This window comes from Rhodococcus sp. PvR099 (assembly GCF_017833315.1).
GTDB classification, from domain to species: Bacteria; Actinomycetota; Actinomycetes; order Mycobacteriales; family Mycobacteriaceae; genus Rhodococcus_G; species Rhodococcus_G oryzae.
On record NZ_JAFIBV010000001.1, the window covers coordinates 1,427,055 to 1,444,569 of the forward strand.

Sequence of the window (17,515 nt, forward strand, 5' to 3'; positions counted from 1 at the left end):
TCACAGGCTGCGGACCCAGTTCTCCAGCAGCGCGGCACCGGCGTCACCGGACTTCTCCGGGTGGAACTGGGTGGCCGAGAGCGGCCCGTTCTCCACCGCGGCGAGGAACGGCCCGCCGTGGTCGGCCCAGGTCAGCTTCGCGGGCGCGATCAGGTCGGAGTCGGCGAGCTCCCACTTCTGCGCGGCGTAGGAGTGCACGAAGTAGAAGCGGGTGTCGGCGTCGACGCCGTCGAACAGCACGCTGTCCGCCGGGGCCTGCAGGGTGTTCCAGCCCATGTGCGGGAGCACCTCGGCCTGCAGCATCTCGACGGTGCCCGGCCACTCACCGCAGCCGTCGGCCTCCACGCCGTGCTCGACGCCGCGCTCGAACATGATCTGCATGCCGACGCAGATGCCCAGGACCGGCCTGCCGCCCGCGAGCCGCTGGCCGATGATGCGTTCGCCTCGGACCGCGCGCAGGCCCTCCATGCAGGCCGCGAAGGCACCGACGCCGGGGACCACCAGTCCGTCCGCGGCCAGGGCGACGGCGGGGTCCGAGGTCACCTCGACGTCCGCACCGACGCGGGCGAGGGCTCGTTGGGCCGAATGCAGGTTGCCGGAGCCGTAGTCGAGGAGGGCGACGGAGGTCATGCGGCAACTCTATCGGCCCGGACCCACGCCACCGGAATCACCAGCGCGATGGCCGCAGCCGCGATCACGAACACCCACGTGTAGCCGGCGAATCCGGCGACCACGCCGAGCGTGAGCGCACCGATCCCCGTCCCGGCGTCGTAGCTGATGTTCCAGGCGGCGCTCGCCGCGCCGAGCCTGGCCGGCCCGGCCCCGGTGAACAGCGAGACCAGCGCCTCGTTCTGGCAGGCGCCGAAGCCGAGCCCGAACGCCACCGCGCCCGCCATCAGCAATCCGACCTGGCCGTCGCCGATCACGCCTGCCGCGAACAGCCCGGCACCGAGCGTCGCGCAGGCCAGCGCAGGCACCATCGACCGGCCGTGCCCGATCCGGTCGGCCAGTACGCCCGCGGCGTACCGCCCGACCAGGATCGCCCCGCTGACCACCGCGAGTGCCACGCCCGCGATCGCCGCCCGGTCCTCGACCGCGATCGGGAGCAGGCTGGTGACCCCGCCGTAGGCCGAGGCCACCACGATCATCGCCAGGCAGGGCACCAGCAGCAGGCGAAGCGGCAGCCGTCCCCGCGGGCCGGCCCCCACTGGCCGTGGGATCGACGGCAGCGCGGCGATCGAGGCGATGGACAGCAACGGCACCAACGCCGCGAGCACGAACACCAGCGAGGACTGGCCGCGGCCGAACAGCGCCAGACCCAGTGGCAGCGCGACCATCTGGGCCAGCGAGATGGCGATGCCCTGTGCTCCGGTGGCCCGGCCGAGGATCTCCTTGGGCGCCAACTCCCCGATCAGCGCGCTGCCCGCCACCGTCACCAGGCCGAAGCCGATTCCGCGCACCGCCGAGATGATCAGCGCGGGAACGGCTTCGGTGGACAGCAGGAAGGCGAGCGAGGGCAGACCGAGCAGCAGGCAGCCGACGGCGAGCACCCACCGGTACCCCCAGCTCCGCAGCAGGGTCGGCGTGCAGAGTTGGGTGGCGACGGTGGTCGCCATGAAGACCGCGGTGCTCGCGCCCGCGAGCGCATCGGTGCCGCCCGCCTGCTTGATCGCGAACGGGACCACCGGCAGCAGCAACGACCACCCACCGAAGGTGGTCGCGGCCATGAGGAACGCCACCGGCAGCCCGCGGGTACGCCAGAGTCCGCCGGGTGCCGTCGCCCCGGAGACCGCACCCATCAGATCAGCCGCAGGACCCCGCCCGCGGCCGCGATGATCGCCAGCGCGAGCAGCACGCCGGAGGCGAACTTGTTGACGGTCCACATCGAGTACGCGCCGCCGAGCGCGAATCCGGCCGCGATGAACAGGACGTAGATCAGCGCGTCACCCATCTACAGCGCGCCCTTGGTCGAGGGCACCCCGGACACCCGCGGGTCCGGCTCGACGGCCTCGCGCAGCGCGCGGGCCACGGCCTTGAACTCGGCTTCGGTGATGTGGTGCTGGTCGCGGCCGTAGAGCACCCGCACGTGCAGCGCGATCCGCGCGTTCGAGGCGATCGACTCGAACACGTGCCGGTTGATCACCGTGGCGTAGGGAACGCCCGGGTAGCCGCCGATTACGGCGTGCAGCATGTGCTCCGGCTCGCCGGTGTGCACGCAGTACGGGCGGCCGGAGACGTCAACGGACGCGTGCGCGAGGGTCTCGTCCATCGGGATGAACGCGTCGCCGAAGCGGCGGATGCCGCGCTTGTCCCCCAGTGCCTGACCGAGCGCCTGGCCCAGCACGATCGAGGTGTCCTCGACGGTGTGGTGGGCCTCGATCTCGATGTCGCCCTCGGCCTTGACCGTCAGGTCGAAGCTGGCGTGGCTGCCGAGCGCGGTCAGCATGTGGTCGAAGAACGGCACGCCGGTGGAGATGTCGACGATCCCGGTGCCGTCGAGGTTCAGCTCGACGGCGATGGAAGATTCCTTGGTGGTGCGCTCGACCTTCGCGATCCGCCCGGTCATCGTGTCTCCTCAGTGATCTCCGTTGTGACAAGCTCCGTTGCGACGAGCTTCTTGCTCACCCGCAACAGCTCGTCGTTCTCCGCGGCCAGGCCAATGGTCGCACGCAGATAGCCCTCGATCCCCACATCCCGGATCAGCACGCCCTCGTCGAGGAACCGCCTCCAGGTGGCGGCCGCATTCGAGAACTGGCCGAACAGCAGGAAGTTCGCGTCCGACTCGATCACCCGGAAGCCCATCGCCGTGAGCTCAGCGGACACCCGGTCGCGCTGCGCGGCGAGCTCCGCCACGCTGGCCAGGGTCTCGTCCGCGTGCCGCAGCGCCGCCCTGGCCGCGGCCTGGGTGATCACCGAGAGGTGATACGGAAGACGCACCAGCAGAAGCGCTTCCACCACGGCAGGCGCCGCCGCCAGGTAGCCCAGCCGACCGCCCGCGAAGGCGAAGGCCTTGCTCATCGTGCGGCTCACGACCAGCTTGGTCGGGAACTCGTCGATCAGCGTGATCGCGCTCGGGCCCGAGGAGAACTCGCCGTACGCCTCGTCCACGATCACGATGCCCGGCGCCGCGGTCAGGATGCGACGCAGGTCGGACAGCGGAACACTGTGCCCGGTGGGGTTGTTCGGGCTCGTGACGAACACGACGTCCGGCTTCTGCTGGGCGACGGCCGCGATCACCGCCTCCGGGTCGAGCGAGAAGTCCGACCGCCGGAACACGGGCAGCCACTTGGTCTCGGTGCCGTCCGAGATGATCGGGTGCATCGAGTACGACGGCACGAAGCCCATCGCGCTGCGACCGGGCCCACCGAAGGCCTGCAGCAGCTGCTGCAGGATCTCGTTGGATCCGTTGGCCGCCCACACGTTGTCGACGGTCACCGCGACACCGGTCTGCCGGGTGAGGTATTCGGCCAGGTCGGTCCGCAGCGCCACCGCGTCGCGGTCCGGGTACCGGTGCAGCTCGGCGGCCGCCTCCCGAACCGACTCCGCGACATCGTCGATCAACGCGCGGGTCGGCGGGTGTGGGTTCTCGTTGGTGTTGAGCTGCACGGGCACCGTCAACTGCGGTGCGCCGTAAGGAGACTTGCCGCGCAGGTTCTCCCGGATGGGTAGCTCGTCGATGCTCGCCGCCGAACCGGGTACCGGACCGCCGCTCACCGAAGCGCCTCGACAGCGGTGCCGTCCGTCAAACCCTCGAAGCGCAGCCGCACTGCCTCGCCGTGCGCGGGCAGGTCCTCCGCGTTCGCGAGGGCGATCACGTGCCCGGAGACGTCCTTGAGGGCGGCCTCCGAGTAGTCCACGACGTGGATGCCGCGCAGGAACGTCTGCACGCTGAGGCCGGACGAGTGCCGCGCGCAGCCCGCGGTGGGCAGCACGTGGTTCGAGCCGGCGCAGTAATCGCCCAGGCTCACCGGCGACCAGGCGCCGACGAAGATCGCGCCCGCGGACCGGACCCGGCCTGCCACCTCGGCGGCGTTCTCGGTCTGGATCTCCAGGTGCTCGGCCGCGTACGCGTTGACCACGCGCAGGCCGTCCTCGACAGAGGAGACCAGCACCGTCCCGGACTGGCTGCCCGCCAGCGCCGTCGCGACCCGCTCGCTGTGCTTGGTGAGCTCGAGCTGGGCGGTGAGCGCGTCGTCCACCGCGTCCGCGAGTTCGACGCTGGTGGTGACGAGCACGCTTGCGGCCATCACGTCGTGCTCGGCCTGGCTGATCAGGTCGGCGGCGACGTGCACCGGGTCTGCGGTGTGGTCGGCCAGGATCGCGATCTCGGTCGGTCCGGCCTCGGCGTCGATCCCGACCAGCCCGCGGCACAGCCGCTTGGCGGCGGTGACGTAGATGTTGCCGGGCCCGGTGATCAGGTCGACCGGTGCGAGTTCGGCCCCGTCGCCGACGGCGGTGCCGTCCCGTGTCACGTCGGTGCCGCCGTAGGCGAGGAGCGCGACGGCCTGGCCGCCGCCGACCGCCCACACCTCGTCGACGCCGAGCAACTCGGCCGCCGCGAGGATCGTCGGGTGCGGCAGGCCACCGAAAGCGGCCTGCGGCGGAGACGCCACGACGAGCGACTCGACGCCCGCGGCCTGCGCCGGGACGACGTTCATCACGACGGACGACGGGTAGACCGCGTTGCCGCCGGGCACGTAGAGCCCGACCCGGTCCACCGGCACCCAGCGCTCGGTCACCGTGCCACCGGGCACCACCTGCGTCGTGGTGTCGGTGCGCCGCTGGTCTGCGTGCACGAGCCGGGTCCGCTCGATCGCGACCTCGAGGGCGGCGCGCACCGCCGGATCGAGCTCGGCCAGCGCCTTGGTCAGCTCGGCGCGCGGCACCCGGACCCGGTCGGGGCGGACCCCGTCGAACTTCTCGCCGAACTCGAGTGCCGCCTCGGCGCCCCGGTCGCGGACCGCCTCGACCATCGGGCGCACCTGATGGAGCACCGCGTCCACATCCACTCCACCTCGGGGCAGCGCGGCCCGGAGTTCGGCCGTGGTGGGTGTTCGACCGCGCAGATCCACGCGGGCGAGCTCGGTGCGGGCAGGCATGAGGGTCCCTTCAGAGGAATGGGTTTGTACTGATTATTCAGGATAGGTCCACGCCATTTTCCGCTGGCCGCCGCGACCGCGGGTTTCGTTCGTCGCCGGCCGTGCGCGAACACCGCTGCGCGTACGCTGACAAGGCGGTTCGTGGAGAGGATCGACCATGACTCACGACGCGCGATCGATCGCAGAACAGAACACGGCATTGCCCCCGGATGACGGCCGGGAACGATTCGCGGGCTACGGGGTGATGGGGGCGCCGTTCGCCAGCGGACACTGCCTTGCGCTGCGGCATTTCCCTGCCAGTTCGGTCGGCGCAGGCTACGACTCGGTGTGGCATCGGGACCCCGCGGGCGAGTGGACGATCTACAGCAGCGTTCGGCCCGAGGTCAGCTGCGCCCGATACTTCGGCTCCGCCACCGAGGACGCGCGGACCGCGGACATCTCGGTGAGGTGGACCGGTCCGGCCGCCTTCACGGTCACGGTGGACGACAGGCTCGTGTGGGAACTCGAGCTGGGAAAATCGGCGGCGACGACCGCGATGACGGGCCTCGGTCGGCTGATGCCCGCGGCCCTGTGGCGAAGCGATGCCGTCCTCTCGCTGATGGGGCGCGTGGCCGGACCCGCACTCGGGGTCGGCCAGGTCCGGCTGACCGGCAACTCCGCCAACGGCCAGCGATTCCGGGCGAACCCCCGGATGCTGTGGACCATCGACGAAAGCCGGGCGACCATCGACGGGGTCGATCTCGGACCACCGGGGCCGCTGCCCGAACAAGCACACCTGGGCGACTTCTGGATCCCACAGCGAGGGATGTTCGTCGTCGGCGAGGCCTACTTCGACGGTTGACGCGACGATCTCCGTCCAGCGAGAGCACCGACAGCCAGCAGCGCGACGATGAGCGCGCACGATGCGGGCACCCAGCTCCCGAGGCGGTCGAATACGGTGTCCTCCCCCGCCATCGGCACGTCGACGATCAGCACGCCGCTCTCGGCGGCCGGCATCCACGCGAGCCGGTTGCCCCGGGCGTCGAAGGCCGCGGAGACGCCGGTGAGCGCGGCCGCGGCCACCGGGCGTCCGGTCTCGGCGGCCCGCAGCGCACCGAAGCTCGCGAGCTGTGCGGGCGCCCAGCTGCCCTGGAAGGTCGCGGTCGACGACTGGTAGACCAGGAGCGCGGCGCCGTTCCTCGCCTGTGCGCGGGCCAGGTCCGGGAAGGTCTGCTCGAACGAGATCAGCGGCCCGATCGCCAGACCGTCGACGTCCATCACCACCAACTTCTCGCCGGCCTCACGGTTCTGGCCCGCCGCAGCGGTGACCCGGGTGAGCCACCCGAGCTGGTCGCGGAACGGCACGTACTCGCCGAACGGCACCAGCCGGGTCTTCCGGTACTCGGCCTCGATCCCGTCCCGGCCGATCAGGGTCGACGTCTTCGCGATGGCTCCGCTGCCTGCGACCCGCGCATCGACGTTGACCAGCAGCTCGGCCCCGACGGCGCCCGACAGCGCGGTGAGCCGATCGAGCACGTCGGGCCGGGCGGTGAGGTCCTCGCCGACACTGCTCTCTCCCCACACCACGAGATGCACCGGGCGGCTCAGCCCGCGGGTCAGCTCTTCCTGGCGGATCTGCAGGTCGTCGTGCACGATCCCCGGTTGCACGAGCGCCACGGGCACGGCCGGGGCATGGGGCAACTCGGGTCGTGTCGCGGACCAGAGCGGACCGGCGGCGACCGCCACGAGGGCGGCCGCCGCGCCGACATGCCGCGCCGTTCCGCGGCCGACGAGAAGGATCGCGAGCCCGACATTGGCCGCGACCACGGCGAAGCCCACCAGCCAGACCCCGCCGACCGACGCGAGTGCCAGCACGCTCGGCCTGCGCCACTGCGTCGAACCGAACAGCGACCACGGCCCGCCGAGCCAGTGCCAGGACCGCACGGTCTCGATCAGCACCCAGCCGGCGGGCACTCCGACCACGGCCAGGGCCGCCCGCGCCGGTGTCTCGGCGCCGCGCAGCAGCGCTCGCGCCAGGATCCCCCACCCGGTCCACAGCAGCGCGAGCAGACCGATCGCGAAGGGGAAGAAGTAGACCAGGTTCGGCGCCAGCCAGTACTGCGTCGCGGCCAGGAACCCGACACCCGCGAGCCATCCGCGCAGCGCCGCCTCGCCCGGGGTGTCCGCAGTGCCAAGCAGGAGCAGGACCGGTACCAGCGCCACCCAGGCCAGGAGATCGAGACCCGGTGCGGGGAAGGCGACCAGCGGCAGTGCCCCGACGATCAGGACGGCGCCGCGGGCCGGCCAGCGCGAGCGCACCGTTCAGACGGCGGTGAGGGCAGGGGCCTCGGCGGCGGGTGTGCAGGTGCGGATGAACTCGCCGACCCTGGCGATCGCCCGCTCCGCCTCCGGGATCAGACCGGCGGCCGCGTGGAAGACGTGCACCTGACGATCCCAGACCTCCAAGGTCACCGATACCCCGGCCGCCCCCAGGCGCTGCGCCATCAGCTCCGCATCCGGGTAGAGGATCTCGGTCGAGCCGACGTGGATCAGCACCGGCGGCAACCCCGCCAGCACCCCGTTCACCGGGGAGGTTCGCGAGTTCGCGCCCGCCCTCGCGGCCGCCACGTCCGCGAGTGCGAGCAGGACCGAGCGCGGGATCAACGGGCAGCCGTCGGCTGCCGGGTGCGCCAGCTTGGTCGACGGATCGATATCAGTGAGCGGCGAGAGCGCGACGAGCCCGGCCGGGGTGGGCAGGCCCAGTTCGGCGATCGCGATGGCGGTCGCGAAGGTCAGGTATCCGCCGGCGGAGTCGCCCGCGATGACGATCCGCTTGCCCTCGAATCCCTGCTCCAGCAACCACCGGTACCCTGCGACGCCGTCCGCGATGGCCGCGTCGATCGGATGCTTGGGCAGCATCCTGTAGTCGACAGCGAGCACCGGCACGCCTGCCGCGCCGGAGATCCGTGAGACCAGGTTCCGGTGGGTGTTCAACCCACACGTGAGGAAGCCGCCTCCATGCAGGTACAGCACCACCGCGTCGCGCATCGCGTCGCGCGCCTGGAGCCATTCGGCGCCACAGTGCTCGAGGCGGATCCGGCGTCGGCCCACTCCCCGGCCCGGCGGAACGATCCTGGCCGCGAGGTCCAATGCGCCCGCGGGCCACAGGGGACTCGGCCAGCGGGCCCACACCTCGAGCGCGGGCTTGACGGTGAATCGGATGGACTCGGCCAGGATCCTGGACCGGAGGCTGGCACCGGCGATGAACCGCGGCTCCGCGGCGACCGCGATCCGTGGGGATCGCGTCGATCGTGCCCGGCGGACGGACCGCCCCGACGGCGATGTGTTCGCAGTCATGTGAGCTCCCGGCATTGCGCCTAACTACCACTGCCGAAAGTTCAAAGGCAGTTGAATCATGGTACGTGATCCAGAACACATTTACGAGGACGTAACAATCCCGACCGCAGGTAAGCAGGTCAACGCGGGGGTCGCTGGGCGGGTCACACAGCCGGTGGCCGCGGCGCGTGTACCGGATTACCGTGGAGTCGAGGGTTCGGCCGCGAAGTGGCTATGCGAGCGACCGGGCCCCCTTCGAACGTTGATCGCGGGAGTGGAAATGATCGCGTTGGGGCTGTTCGCGCTGGCGGTGGGCATCCTGCTGATCGTGGTCGAGGCCCATACCCCGACCGCGGGGATCCTCGGAGCCGCGGGCGCGCTCCTGTCCGCCGCGGGCGTGTGGATGCTGTTCGCCGCCGATGGCGCCGGGTCGGTGATCGCGGTCCCGGTGACGGTGGGTGTCGCGGTGGTCGGGCTCGGCGTGATGACGCTGGCCGGCCGAAAGGCGCTGGTCGCGAGGCGCCTGCCCGTGCACAGTGGGCCCGAGTCGCTGATCGGCACGAACGCCGTCGTCCGGAACTGGACCGGATCGCACGGTCAGGTGGAGACGGCGGGCGGGCTCTGGCGCGCCAAGGTGGAGTTCGGGTACGAGCAGGATCCGGAGCCGTCGGAGGGCGAGTCCGTCGTGGTCGAGCGGATCCGCGGCCTCACGCTGTCCGTGCGCCGCCGCGAACCGTGGGAGTGGTCGCCGTGACCGCTGTTCTCGCCCTTCTCGTCATCGTCGTCCTGCTGCTGTTGGTTCTCCCCGGCAGCTCGGTCCGGATCCTGCGCGAGTACGAGCGCGGTGTGGTCTTCCGGCTGGGCCGGGTACTCGACTCCAAGGGCCCCGGGCTGGTCCTGCTGGTCCCGGCGGTCGACCGGATGGTGCGCGTCGGCCTGCGCACGGTGACGCTGAAGATCCCCGTCCAGGAGGTGATCACCCGCGACAACGTGCCCGCGAAGGTCACCGCCGTCGCGTATTTCCGGGTGATCGACGCCGACAGAGCGATCGTCGAGGTGGAGGACTTCCTGCTCGCGACGCTGCAGATCGCGCAGACCACGCTGCGCTCGGTCCTGGGCAAGGCCGAGCTCGACTCCCTGCTCGCCGAGCGGGAACGGTTGAACGAGGACCTGCAGAAGGTGATCGACCAGCAGACCGAACCCTGGGGCGTGAAGGTCACCACGGTCGAGATCAAGGACGTCGAGATCCCCGAGAACATGCAGCGGGCGATCGCGCGGCAGGCCGAGGCGGAGCGCGAACGGCGGGCGAAGATCATCAACGCCGAGGGCGAGTTCCAAGCGGCGGAGAAGCTCGCACTCGCGGCCGACATCATCAGCCGCAATCCGACGACCCTGCAGCTGCGCTACCTGCAGACGCTGCGGGAGATCGGCGGCGAGCACAACTCGACGATGATCTTCCCGCTGCCGCTCGACCTGGTCCGGCCGTTCCTCGGCGAGGACAGAAAGAGCTAGTTCGTCGCGGGTATCTCGAATTCGCCCTGGCCCGCGAAGTCCACCTGCCGCCGCGCGTTGGAGAGCGCACTGACCACGCAGGTACCGATCGGGCCGCCCCGGTCGAACATCGTCGCGGTGCCCACGGCCAGACCGTCGGAGCTGATGTGGTCGTCCGCCTCGATCCCGACGTCGGGCCCCTCGGGCAGCCTGGCCAGCACGAGGGTCAGGTCGACGTTGATGAAGCCCACACCCTCGCTGCCCCAGTTGGTCATCAGGCTGGTCGGCTCACCCGCCATCGCGGCCCGCTCGAACTGCGACGGCTCCTCCCCGGCCACCACCGGAAGATGCCTGGCCCACATGCGTTTACGGCTGACGCCCTGATGTTCGAACATCGAGGTGGACCAGCCGTCGGGGTGCGAATCGCTGCCGAAGTACGGCGGCGTGAGCGCGTCGGTCGGCGGGGCGATCGACGCCGGCGGCGGTGACGGGCGGCGATCGCGGGTCCAGACCTCGCCGGGCGGCTGCTCCGACGGGCGAAGGAAGACCGCGGACGCGCGCGCGACGGTCTCCCCGTCCTGGAGCAGCTCCGCGTCGGCGACCCGGATCCGCTTGCCCTCGCGCACCGTCGTGGTCGCGGTGGTCAGTGGCCGGGTCCGCGCCGGACGGAACAGGTCGACCGTCAGCCTGGTGGGCACGAATCCGTCACCGCCGTGGCCGTTTTCGAGCGCACGGGCGAGAAGTCCGCACAGCGCCACACCGCTGACCATGTCCGGTGACCACCGGCTGACCGCGAAGGGCAACGCCACGTATCCGTCGGGGGTCGTGTCGAAGAAGGCAAGCGGAGAGTTCACGAGCGGCACCTCTCGGGTCGGCGGGTCCGGCCCCCATCATGGGTGGCCGCGGGCCCGCAGCGATGCGGAATCGTTGACACCTCGAACGTAATTCATCGGCGAAACGACCCCACGAGCGGACCCCGCTGCCCTACCGTGCGACGCGTGACCCGAATCGCCCGGATCCTGGCCCTCGTCCTCGCGGTGGCGGCAGCTCCGCTGGTCGCCGGATCACCCGCCCAGGCCGCCCCGGCCGGACTGGGCGCCGATTTCGAATGGGGCGTTGCCACCTCCGGCTTTCAGTCCGAGGGCTCGCCGCCGGACAGCAACTGGTCGCGCTACGTGTCGTCGGGCAAGACCCACGACCCGTACGGCTCCGGGCCCGACTTCCGGCACCGCTACCGGGAGGACATCGCCCGCGCGGCGGCCCTCGGCGTCGACGTGTTCCGCTTCTCCGTCGAATGGGCCCGGGTCCAACCCACCCCGGACGGCTGGGACGAGGCCGAGTTCGCCTACTACGACGACGTGATCGACGAGATCCGCGGGCACGGCATGAAGCCGATGATCACCCTCGACCACTGGGTATACCCGGGCTGGATCGCCGACCGAGGCGGCTGGGCCGACCCGGACACGCCGGCCCGCTGGCTGACCAACGCCGAGCGGGTGGTGGAGCGCTACGCCGGCGCAGGGGCCGACTGGATCACCTTCAACGAGCCGACGGTGTTCGTGCAGAAGGAGCTGACCTTCGGCGGCATCTCGCTGCCCGCGGCCCCGCAGATGCTGGACCGGATGGTCGGCGCGCACCGCGCCATCTACGACACCATCCACCGCCTCGACCCCGACGCCCGCGTCTCGAGCAACGTCTCCTACATCCCCGCCGCGATGGGCGCGGTGGACTCGGTCTTCGCCGACCGGGTCCGCGACAAGCTGGACTTCCTCGGCCTCGACTACTACTACGGCGTCTCCCTGGACAACCTGACCACGGCGGCCGCCGTGTCCGACGCCTTCTACGACATCCGGCCGCAGCCGGACGGGATCTATCACGCCGCGATGTACTACGCGCGCAAGTACCCGGAACTGCCGATCTACGTGGTGGAGAACGGGATGCCCACCGACAACGGCGCGCCGAGGCCAGACGGGTACACCCGCTCGGATCACCTACGCGATCACGTCTACTGGCTCGGCCGGGCGCGGGCCGAGGGCGCCGACGTGATCGGCTACAACTACTGGTCGATCACCGACAACTACGAGTGGGGCACCTACCGGCCCCGGTTCGGTCTCTACACCGTCGACACATTGACCGACCCGACGCTGACCCGCAGGCCAACCGACGGCGTCGCCGCATACCGGGAGCTGATCGCCGCCGGCGGCGTGCCGGCGGACTATCGGCCGGTGATGGCGCCCGCGTTCTGTTCGCTGGTCAGCCCGCCGCAGAGCTGCCTGAGCCCGACCGGCTCCTAGCCGCGGCCGTCAGGCGTATCGCCGCTGCAGACCCTCGAGCGTCTCCGAGATCCCCTTCGCGTTCTTCTGGGGAAACCCGATGAGCTCGAAGGACTTTGCCAGCTTGGAGCCGGTGTAGTCGAAGACCTCGGTGACCTGTGTCTGCGGCACCGGCGCGTCGGCAGAGAAGACCTCGGCGAACTCCCAGCGCCACCGGTGCCCGAATGGGTGCCGCCACTCGATCAGCCTGCCGTCCTCGAACGCCGTGACGGTGCTGGTGATGCGGTAGGGGAAGCCGTACATCCGCATCGACATCGAGAACTTGTCGCCCCGCTCGAGTCGGGCGGGCCCCGAGACGGAGGCCTGCACGGTCCCAGAGCCGTCCAACTCGTGATGTCGTCTCGGGTCGGCGACCAGGCCGAACAGTTCGTTCACGGGGGCATTGACCAGGACGCGGCGGGCCACCCTGCGGGGTCCCAGGTCTACGGGCTCGACAGACAGTGCGGGCATGGCCACAAGATACGCGTGGCGGCCCCGTCCTATGCTCCAACCGCGGGCACGCGCGTCGCGTGTCGCCCGCTCCTCGTAGGTGAAGGTGGAGTTCTCATGGCCTGGCAGGTGTGGTTCGCGTTCTTCGGCGCCGCGTGGGTGATCAGCCTGTCCCCCGGCGCGGGAGCGATCGCGTCGATGTCCACCGGCCTCAGTCACGGTCTGCGCCGCGGCTACTGGAACATCCTCGGCCTGCAGATCGGGCTGTTGCTACAGGTGGTCATCGTCGCGGCCGGGGTCGGCGCCCTCCTCGCCAGCTCGGCGCTGGCGTTCACCGTCATCAAGTGGTTCGGCGTCGCCTACCTGGTCTACCTCGGGATCCGGCAGTGGCGGGCCTCGCCGACCGAGGTGTCCGCGGAGACCGATACCCGCCGCCACTCCGCCGCCGCCCTGGTCGCGCGCGGGTTCCTGGTCAACGCCAGCAACCCGAAGGCTGTGGTCTTCATGCTGGCCGTCCTCCCGCAGTTCCTGAACCCGGCAGCACCCCTGGTCCCGCAATACGCGATCATCGCCGCGACGATGATCGCCGTGGACGTAATGGTGATGACCGGCTACACCGGGCTGGCCGCGCGGGTGCTGCGGATGATGCGGTCACCGAAACAGCAGCGGGTCACCGGCCGGGTGTTCTCCGGCCTGTTCTTCGCCGCGGCAGCGTTCCTGTCGCTTGTGCGGCGGGGCGCGACGGCCTAGCCGCGATACGGCCGCCAGGCCGTCAGGCCTGTGGGGCTCCGATGTTGACCATCCAACCGATGCCGAACTTGTCGGTACACATGCCGAACTCATCGCCCCACATCTGCTTCTCCAGCGGGACCGACACGGTGCCTCCGTCGGACAGCTTCGCCCAGTAGCCACGCAGCTCGTCGCCGTCGTCGCCGCTCAGGCTCACCGCGATGTTCTCCCCGGGCTTGTGCTCCATCCCGGGCGGCGTGTCTGCCCCCATCAGCGTGTATCCGCCGGAGGTCTCCAGCATGCCGTGCATGATCAGGTTGGCCTCGGGGGCATCCGGTGCGCCGAACTCACCGAAGGTGCTCAGGTTCAGGGTTCCGCCGAACACACCCTGGTAGAACTCCATGGCCTGCCTCGCGTTGTCGGCGAAGCTGATGTACGGGTTGAGACGAGAGCTCATCTGGTTCTCCTTCATCCGTCGCACGTTCGGTCTCTTGCAGACTAGCGCGGCCCGGCGACAGGAAACGGCTACATGTCCAGGCCGAGATCCAGCACCGTCACCGAATGCGTCAGCGCACCGACCGCGAGATAGTCCACCCCGGTCCGGGCGAAGTCAGCCGCGACGTCGAGCGTGAGCCCGCCGGAGGACTCGAGCTTGGTCCGCGGCGCCACCGCATTGCGCCGCTGGACCGCGGTCTGCGTCTCCCAGAGCGCGAAGTTGTCCAGCAGCACCAGCTCGACATCCTCCGCGAGCACCTGGTCGAGCTGGGCCAGGCTGTCCACCTCGACCTCGCACTCGATGTCCGGGGCCGCCGACCGCACCGCGTTCAGCGCGGCGACCACCGAGCCCGCCGCCGCGACGTGGTTGTCCTTGATCAGCGCCGCGTCCCCGAGGCCCATCCGGTGGTTGACCCCGCCGCCCATCCGGACCGCGTACTTCTGCAACGCGCGCAACCCAGGGAGGGTCTTGCGGCTGTCGCGGATCCGGCAGTCGGTGCCCTGCACCTCCTCCACCCAGGCCGCGGTGGCGGTCGCGATCCCGGACAGGTGGCACATCAGGTTGAGCATGGTGCGCTCCGCGGTGAGCAGGTCCCTCGTCGGGGCCAGCACGGTCAGCACCGACTCCCCCGGCCGCACGACGGCACCGTCGTCTACGCGTGCCAGCACCTCGTAGTTTCCCGCGCCGACCACCTCGTCGAGCACCAGCAGGCCCACCTCGATCCCGGCCACCGTGCCCGCCGCCCTGGAGACCACGGAGGCCTTGGCCACCGCGCCCTCGGGCACCGTCGCCACCGAGGTGATGTCGGGGCCGTACCGCAGGTCCTCGCCCAGCGCCACCCGCACCAGGGTGAGGATCTCGTCGCGGTCCAGGCCGTCAGCCAGCGTGGTCATCGTGCTCCTGTCGAAAGTCGTCACAAGGGTCGTCTGTCTCTAGTTCGGGGCCGTCACGAGTTCGGGCAGCTCGAGTTCGCCGTCCGACCCCAGCCGGACCTCGATGCCGTGGCGCAACGATTCCGAGGCCTCGGGGAAGTCGCTGCGAGTGTGGCAGCCCCGGCTCTCGGTCCGTGCGCGGGCCGCCAGCACCAGGGCGGCGGCCGTCACGGTGAGCGCGGCGTCCTCGAGACCCGTCGCATCGGCCGGGACGAGCTGCACCGACCCGGCGAGTTCGCTTGCCGCCGTCGACAATCCGGCCCCGTCCCGGACCACCGAGGCGTGCGCGGTCATCAGCGCCTGCATCCGATCGCGGGCGACGTGCGGCCGCGACCGCAGGTCCGCTGAGCCGACCTCCACCGGCAGTCCGGACCGCTCGACAGCCGCGATGCCTGCCCGCTCCCCGACCACGAGCCCCTCGAGCAGGCTGTTCGACGCCAGCCGATTGGCGCCGTGCAGACCGGTGCGCGCCACCTCGCCCGCCGCGTAGAGCCCGGACACCTCGGTGCGCCCGTGCACGTCGGTCACCACCCCGCCGCACGCGTAGTGCGCCGCCGGGGCCACCGGGATGAGCTGGTGCGGGGGGTCGATCCCCGCGGCCAGGCAGGAGGCGGTCACCGTCGGGAACCGCTCCGCGAACCCGGCGAGCCCGCGCGCGTCGAGGTACACGTGGTCGGTGCCGAGGCGGCGGATCCGGTCCGCGATGGCGCGCGAGACCACATCACGCGGCGCCAGGTCCCCCATCGGGTGCACCCCGGCCGTCACCGAGTCACCGTTGCCGTCCACCAGGATCGCGCCCTCGCCGCGCACGGCCTCGCTGATCAGAGGCCGCCGGCCGATGCCGCCGGGGGTGAACAGCACGGTCGGGTGGAACTGCACGAACTCGACGTCCGCGACGGCCGCACCGGCGTCCAGCGCCAGCGCAATGCCGTCGGCGGTCGCGCCGGGCGGGTTGGTGCTGCACGAGTACAGCTGCCCGAGCCCACCGGTGGCAAGCAGCACCGACGGCGTGTGGATCACGCCGAGCCCCTCGTCTGAGAGCACCAGCAGACCCACCACACCGCGATCGTTGGTGACGACCCGCGCGGCCGCCGCGCCGAACAGCACGGGCAGGCCCGCGGCGTTGAGCGCCCGCTGCACCTCGGCGCCGGTGGCGTCGCCGCCCGCGTGGATGATCCTGCGGGTGCTGTGCCCGCCCTCGCGGGTGCGGGAGACCGCGCCGTCGCGACCCCGGTCGAAGACCGCACCGAGGTCGGTGAGCGCGGCGACGGCGTCGGCGCCGCCCGCGACGATCGAGCGCACGGCATCCTCGTCGCACAGCCCGGCGCCCGCCGCACAGGTGTCCGCCACGTGGGAGTCGACCGAGTCCGTGCGCAGGTCGCCGACGACCGCGATGCCGCCCTGCGCGTACTGCGTGGCAGTGTCGGTCGGTCCGCCCTTGCTCACGGTGAGCACCTTCAGGCCGCGCAGCGAGGCGGCGCGGGCCGCGGTCAGTCCCGCGACCCCGCCGCCGACGACCACGAGGTCGGCGTTCGCCTCCCAGCTCGCCTCGCCGGCAGGCGTCATTACTCGCCGCCGCCCGGGTTGCCGATCTCGATCATCCGCTGCACGGACTTGCGCGCCCGCTCAGCGGTGGCCAGGTCGACGTGCACCTCGTCCTTGCCCTCGATCAGGCAGCGCAGCAGCGCGGCCGGGGTGATCATCTTCATGTACGGGCAGGAGGCGCGGTCGTTGACGGCCTGGAAGTCGATCTCGGGCGCGGCCTTGCGCAGCTGGTGCAGCATGCCGACCTCGGTCGCCACCAGCACCTGCTTCGCCTTGCTCGCGCGGGCCGCGTCCAGCATGCCGCCGGTGGACAGGATCTTGACCTTGTCCTCGGGTACGAAGCCCTCGCCCGCGAGGTACAGCGCGGAGGTGGCGCAGCCACACTCCGGGTGCACGTACAGCTCGGCGTCAGGGTGCGACTTGGCCTGCGCGGTGAGCTCGTCACCGTTGATGCCGGCGTGCACGTGGCACTCGCCCGCCCAGATCTGCATGTTCGTCCGGCCGGTGACCCGCTTGACGTGCGCGCCGAGGAACTGGTCCGGCAGGAACAGCACCTCGCGGTCGGGGTCGATCGAGTTCACCACGTCGACCGCGTTGGACGAGGTGCAGCAGATGTCGGTCAGGCCCTTCACCTCGGCCGTGGTGTTCACGTACGACACCACCACCGCGTCGGGGTAGTCGGCCTTCCACGCCCGCAGGTCGTCCGCGGTGATCGAGTCGGCCAGCGAGCAACCGGCGCGCTCGTCGGGGATGAGCACGGTCTTGCTCGGGCTGAGGATCTTCGCGGTCTCGGCCATGAAGTGCACGCCACAGAACACGATGGTGTCCTCCGGCGCCTCGGCGGCGATCCGGGACAGCGCCAGCGAGTCGCCGACGTGGTCGGCGACGTCCTGGATGGCGGGCAGCTGGTAGTTGTGCGCGAGCAGCGTCGCGCCGCGCTCCTTGGCGAGGCGCCGCACCTCGGCCGCCCACTCCGGAGTGGCCTCCACACCTGTGTAACCGCCGGGTGCGTCCGTGATCGAACCCGCACCTGCCCACAACGTCGATGTCATGGCCTTGCTCCTTCACCGTGGATCCGGTCGGTCTGCGCCGGATCTGCCATCCGATTCCCCGCACGTGCGGGTTTCGATTCTCGGGGTTTTCGAC

At 70.9% G+C, this 17,515-nt stretch carries 19 protein-coding genes; 5 read left to right on the top strand and 14 right to left on the bottom strand.

The window, feature by feature from the left end; all coding sequences use genetic code 11:
* The 6 genes from hisH to hisD are packed head-to-tail and all read right to left on the bottom strand — an operon-like array spanning position 1 to position 5,099.
* A complete protein-coding gene (gene hisH / locus JOE46_RS06450) occupies positions 1-630 on the bottom strand; it encodes an imidazole glycerol phosphate synthase subunit HisH (RefSeq protein WP_209926604.1) in 630 nt (209 codons plus the stop codon).
* A complete protein-coding gene (locus tag JOE46_RS06455; RefSeq protein WP_209926605.1) occupies positions 627-1,799 on the bottom strand; it encodes an MFS transporter in 1,173 nt (390 codons plus the stop codon). The genes hisH and JOE46_RS06455 overlap by 4 nt, the downstream gene beginning before the upstream one ends.
* A complete protein-coding gene (locus JOE46_RS06460; protein WP_179800722.1) occupies positions 1,799-1,951 on the bottom strand; it encodes a hypothetical protein in 153 nt (50 codons plus the stop codon). Before JOE46_RS06460 ends, JOE46_RS06455 begins: the two co-directional genes overlap by 1 nt.
* Positions 1,952-2,566: an imidazoleglycerol-phosphate dehydratase HisB gene (gene hisB, locus JOE46_RS06465; RefSeq protein ID WP_072751568.1), complete on the bottom strand. Its 615-nt coding sequence runs from the start codon at positions 2,564-2,566 to the stop codon at positions 1,952-1,954.
* On the bottom strand, positions 2,563-3,714 hold the full coding sequence (locus JOE46_RS06470; protein WP_097214322.1) for a histidinol-phosphate transaminase: 1,152 nt from the start codon (positions 3,712-3,714) through the stop codon (positions 2,563-2,565). The genes hisB and JOE46_RS06470 overlap by 4 nt, the downstream gene beginning before the upstream one ends.
* Entirely contained in the window at positions 3,711-5,099 is a 1,389-nt protein-coding gene (gene hisD, locus JOE46_RS06475; protein WP_097214323.1) for a histidinol dehydrogenase, read from the bottom strand. Before hisD ends, JOE46_RS06470 begins: the two co-directional genes overlap by 4 nt.
* Before the next feature lie 157 nt (positions 5,100-5,256).
* Here hisD and JOE46_RS06480 point away from each other — a divergent pair, with 157 nt between their 5' ends.
* Positions 5,257-5,940 carry a hypothetical protein gene (locus tag JOE46_RS06480; protein WP_097214324.1) on the top strand — a complete coding sequence of 228 codons (684 nt, stop codon included), beginning with the start codon at positions 5,257-5,259 and terminating at the stop codon, positions 5,938-5,940.
* Here the strand turns inward: JOE46_RS06480 and lnt are convergent.
* Together lnt and JOE46_RS06490 are read right to left on the bottom strand one after the other, a co-directional pair.
* A complete protein-coding gene (gene lnt / locus JOE46_RS06485; protein ID WP_209926606.1) occupies positions 5,925-7,397 on the bottom strand; it encodes an apolipoprotein N-acyltransferase in 1,473 nt (490 codons plus the stop codon). The genes JOE46_RS06480 and lnt overlap by 16 nt on opposite strands.
* Positions 7,398-7,400: 3 nt before the next feature.
* Positions 7,401-8,435 (bottom strand): alpha/beta hydrolase, encoded by a 1,035-nt coding sequence (locus JOE46_RS06490; protein WP_097214326.1) that lies wholly within the window; start codon positions 8,433-8,435, stop codon positions 7,401-7,403.
* Between the two features lie 259 nt (positions 8,436-8,694).
* Here JOE46_RS06490 and JOE46_RS06495 point away from each other — a divergent pair, with 259 nt between their 5' ends.
* Positions 8,695-9,168 (top strand): NfeD family protein, encoded by a 474-nt coding sequence (locus JOE46_RS06495; protein WP_097214327.1) that lies wholly within the window; start codon positions 8,695-8,697, stop codon positions 9,166-9,168.
* A complete protein-coding gene (locus JOE46_RS06500) occupies positions 9,165-9,926 on the top strand; it encodes a slipin family protein (protein ID WP_209926607.1) in 762 nt (253 codons plus the stop codon). Before JOE46_RS06495 ends, JOE46_RS06500 begins: the two co-directional genes overlap by 4 nt.
* Here JOE46_RS06500 and JOE46_RS06505 read toward each other — a convergent pair.
* Positions 9,923-10,759, bottom strand: a complete 837-nt coding sequence (locus JOE46_RS06505; protein WP_307861256.1) for an acyl-CoA thioesterase domain-containing protein — start codon at positions 10,757-10,759, stop codon at positions 9,923-9,925. The two genes, JOE46_RS06500 and JOE46_RS06505, sit on opposite strands and share 4 nt — an antisense overlap.
* Before the next feature lie 198 nt (positions 10,760-10,957).
* On the opposite strand from JOE46_RS06505, the gene JOE46_RS06510 reads away from it, so the two are divergent.
* The gene (locus JOE46_RS06510; protein WP_245221445.1) at positions 10,958-12,199 is read left to right on the top strand and encodes a family 1 glycosylhydrolase; all 1,242 of its coding nucleotides are present in this window, start codon (positions 10,958-10,960) and stop codon (positions 12,197-12,199) included.
* 9 nt (positions 12,200-12,208) lie between these two features.
* Here JOE46_RS06510 and JOE46_RS06515 read toward each other — a convergent pair whose 3' ends face one another.
* Entirely contained in the window at positions 12,209-12,679 is a 471-nt protein-coding gene (locus tag JOE46_RS06515; protein WP_097214352.1) for an SRPBCC family protein, read from the bottom strand.
* Between the two features lie 105 nt (positions 12,680-12,784).
* On the opposite strand from JOE46_RS06515, the gene rhtB reads away from it, so the two are divergent.
* The gene (gene rhtB, locus JOE46_RS06520; RefSeq protein ID WP_209926608.1) at positions 12,785-13,417 is read left to right on the top strand and encodes a homoserine/homoserine lactone efflux protein; all 633 of its coding nucleotides are present in this window, start codon (positions 12,785-12,787) and stop codon (positions 13,415-13,417) included.
* Between the two features lie 22 nt (positions 13,418-13,439).
* Here the strand turns inward: rhtB and JOE46_RS06525 are convergent, their stop codons facing one another.
* The 4 genes from JOE46_RS06525 to nadA all read right to left on the bottom strand — a co-directional run bounded on the left by JOE46_RS06525 (position 13,440) and on the right by nadA (position 17,421).
* Positions 13,440-13,853 carry a VOC family protein gene (locus JOE46_RS06525; RefSeq protein WP_209926610.1) on the bottom strand — a complete coding sequence of 138 codons (414 nt, stop codon included), beginning with the start codon at positions 13,851-13,853 and terminating at the stop codon, positions 13,440-13,442.
* A gap of 68 nt (positions 13,854-13,921) precedes the next feature.
* Complete coding sequence (gene nadC / locus JOE46_RS06530) at positions 13,922-14,785, bottom strand: carboxylating nicotinate-nucleotide diphosphorylase (protein WP_097214329.1); 864 nt, start codon at positions 14,783-14,785, stop codon at positions 13,922-13,924.
* Positions 14,786-14,824: 39 nt separating this feature from the next.
* Positions 14,825-16,390, bottom strand: a complete 1,566-nt coding sequence (locus tag JOE46_RS06535; protein ID WP_209926612.1) for an L-aspartate oxidase — start codon at positions 16,388-16,390, stop codon at positions 14,825-14,827.
* A complete protein-coding gene (nadA, locus tag JOE46_RS06540; RefSeq protein WP_077041882.1) occupies positions 16,390-17,421 on the bottom strand; it encodes a quinolinate synthase NadA in 1,032 nt (343 codons plus the stop codon). The genes JOE46_RS06535 and nadA overlap by 1 nt, the downstream gene beginning before the upstream one ends.
* Between the last annotated feature and the right edge of the window lie 94 nt (positions 17,422-17,515).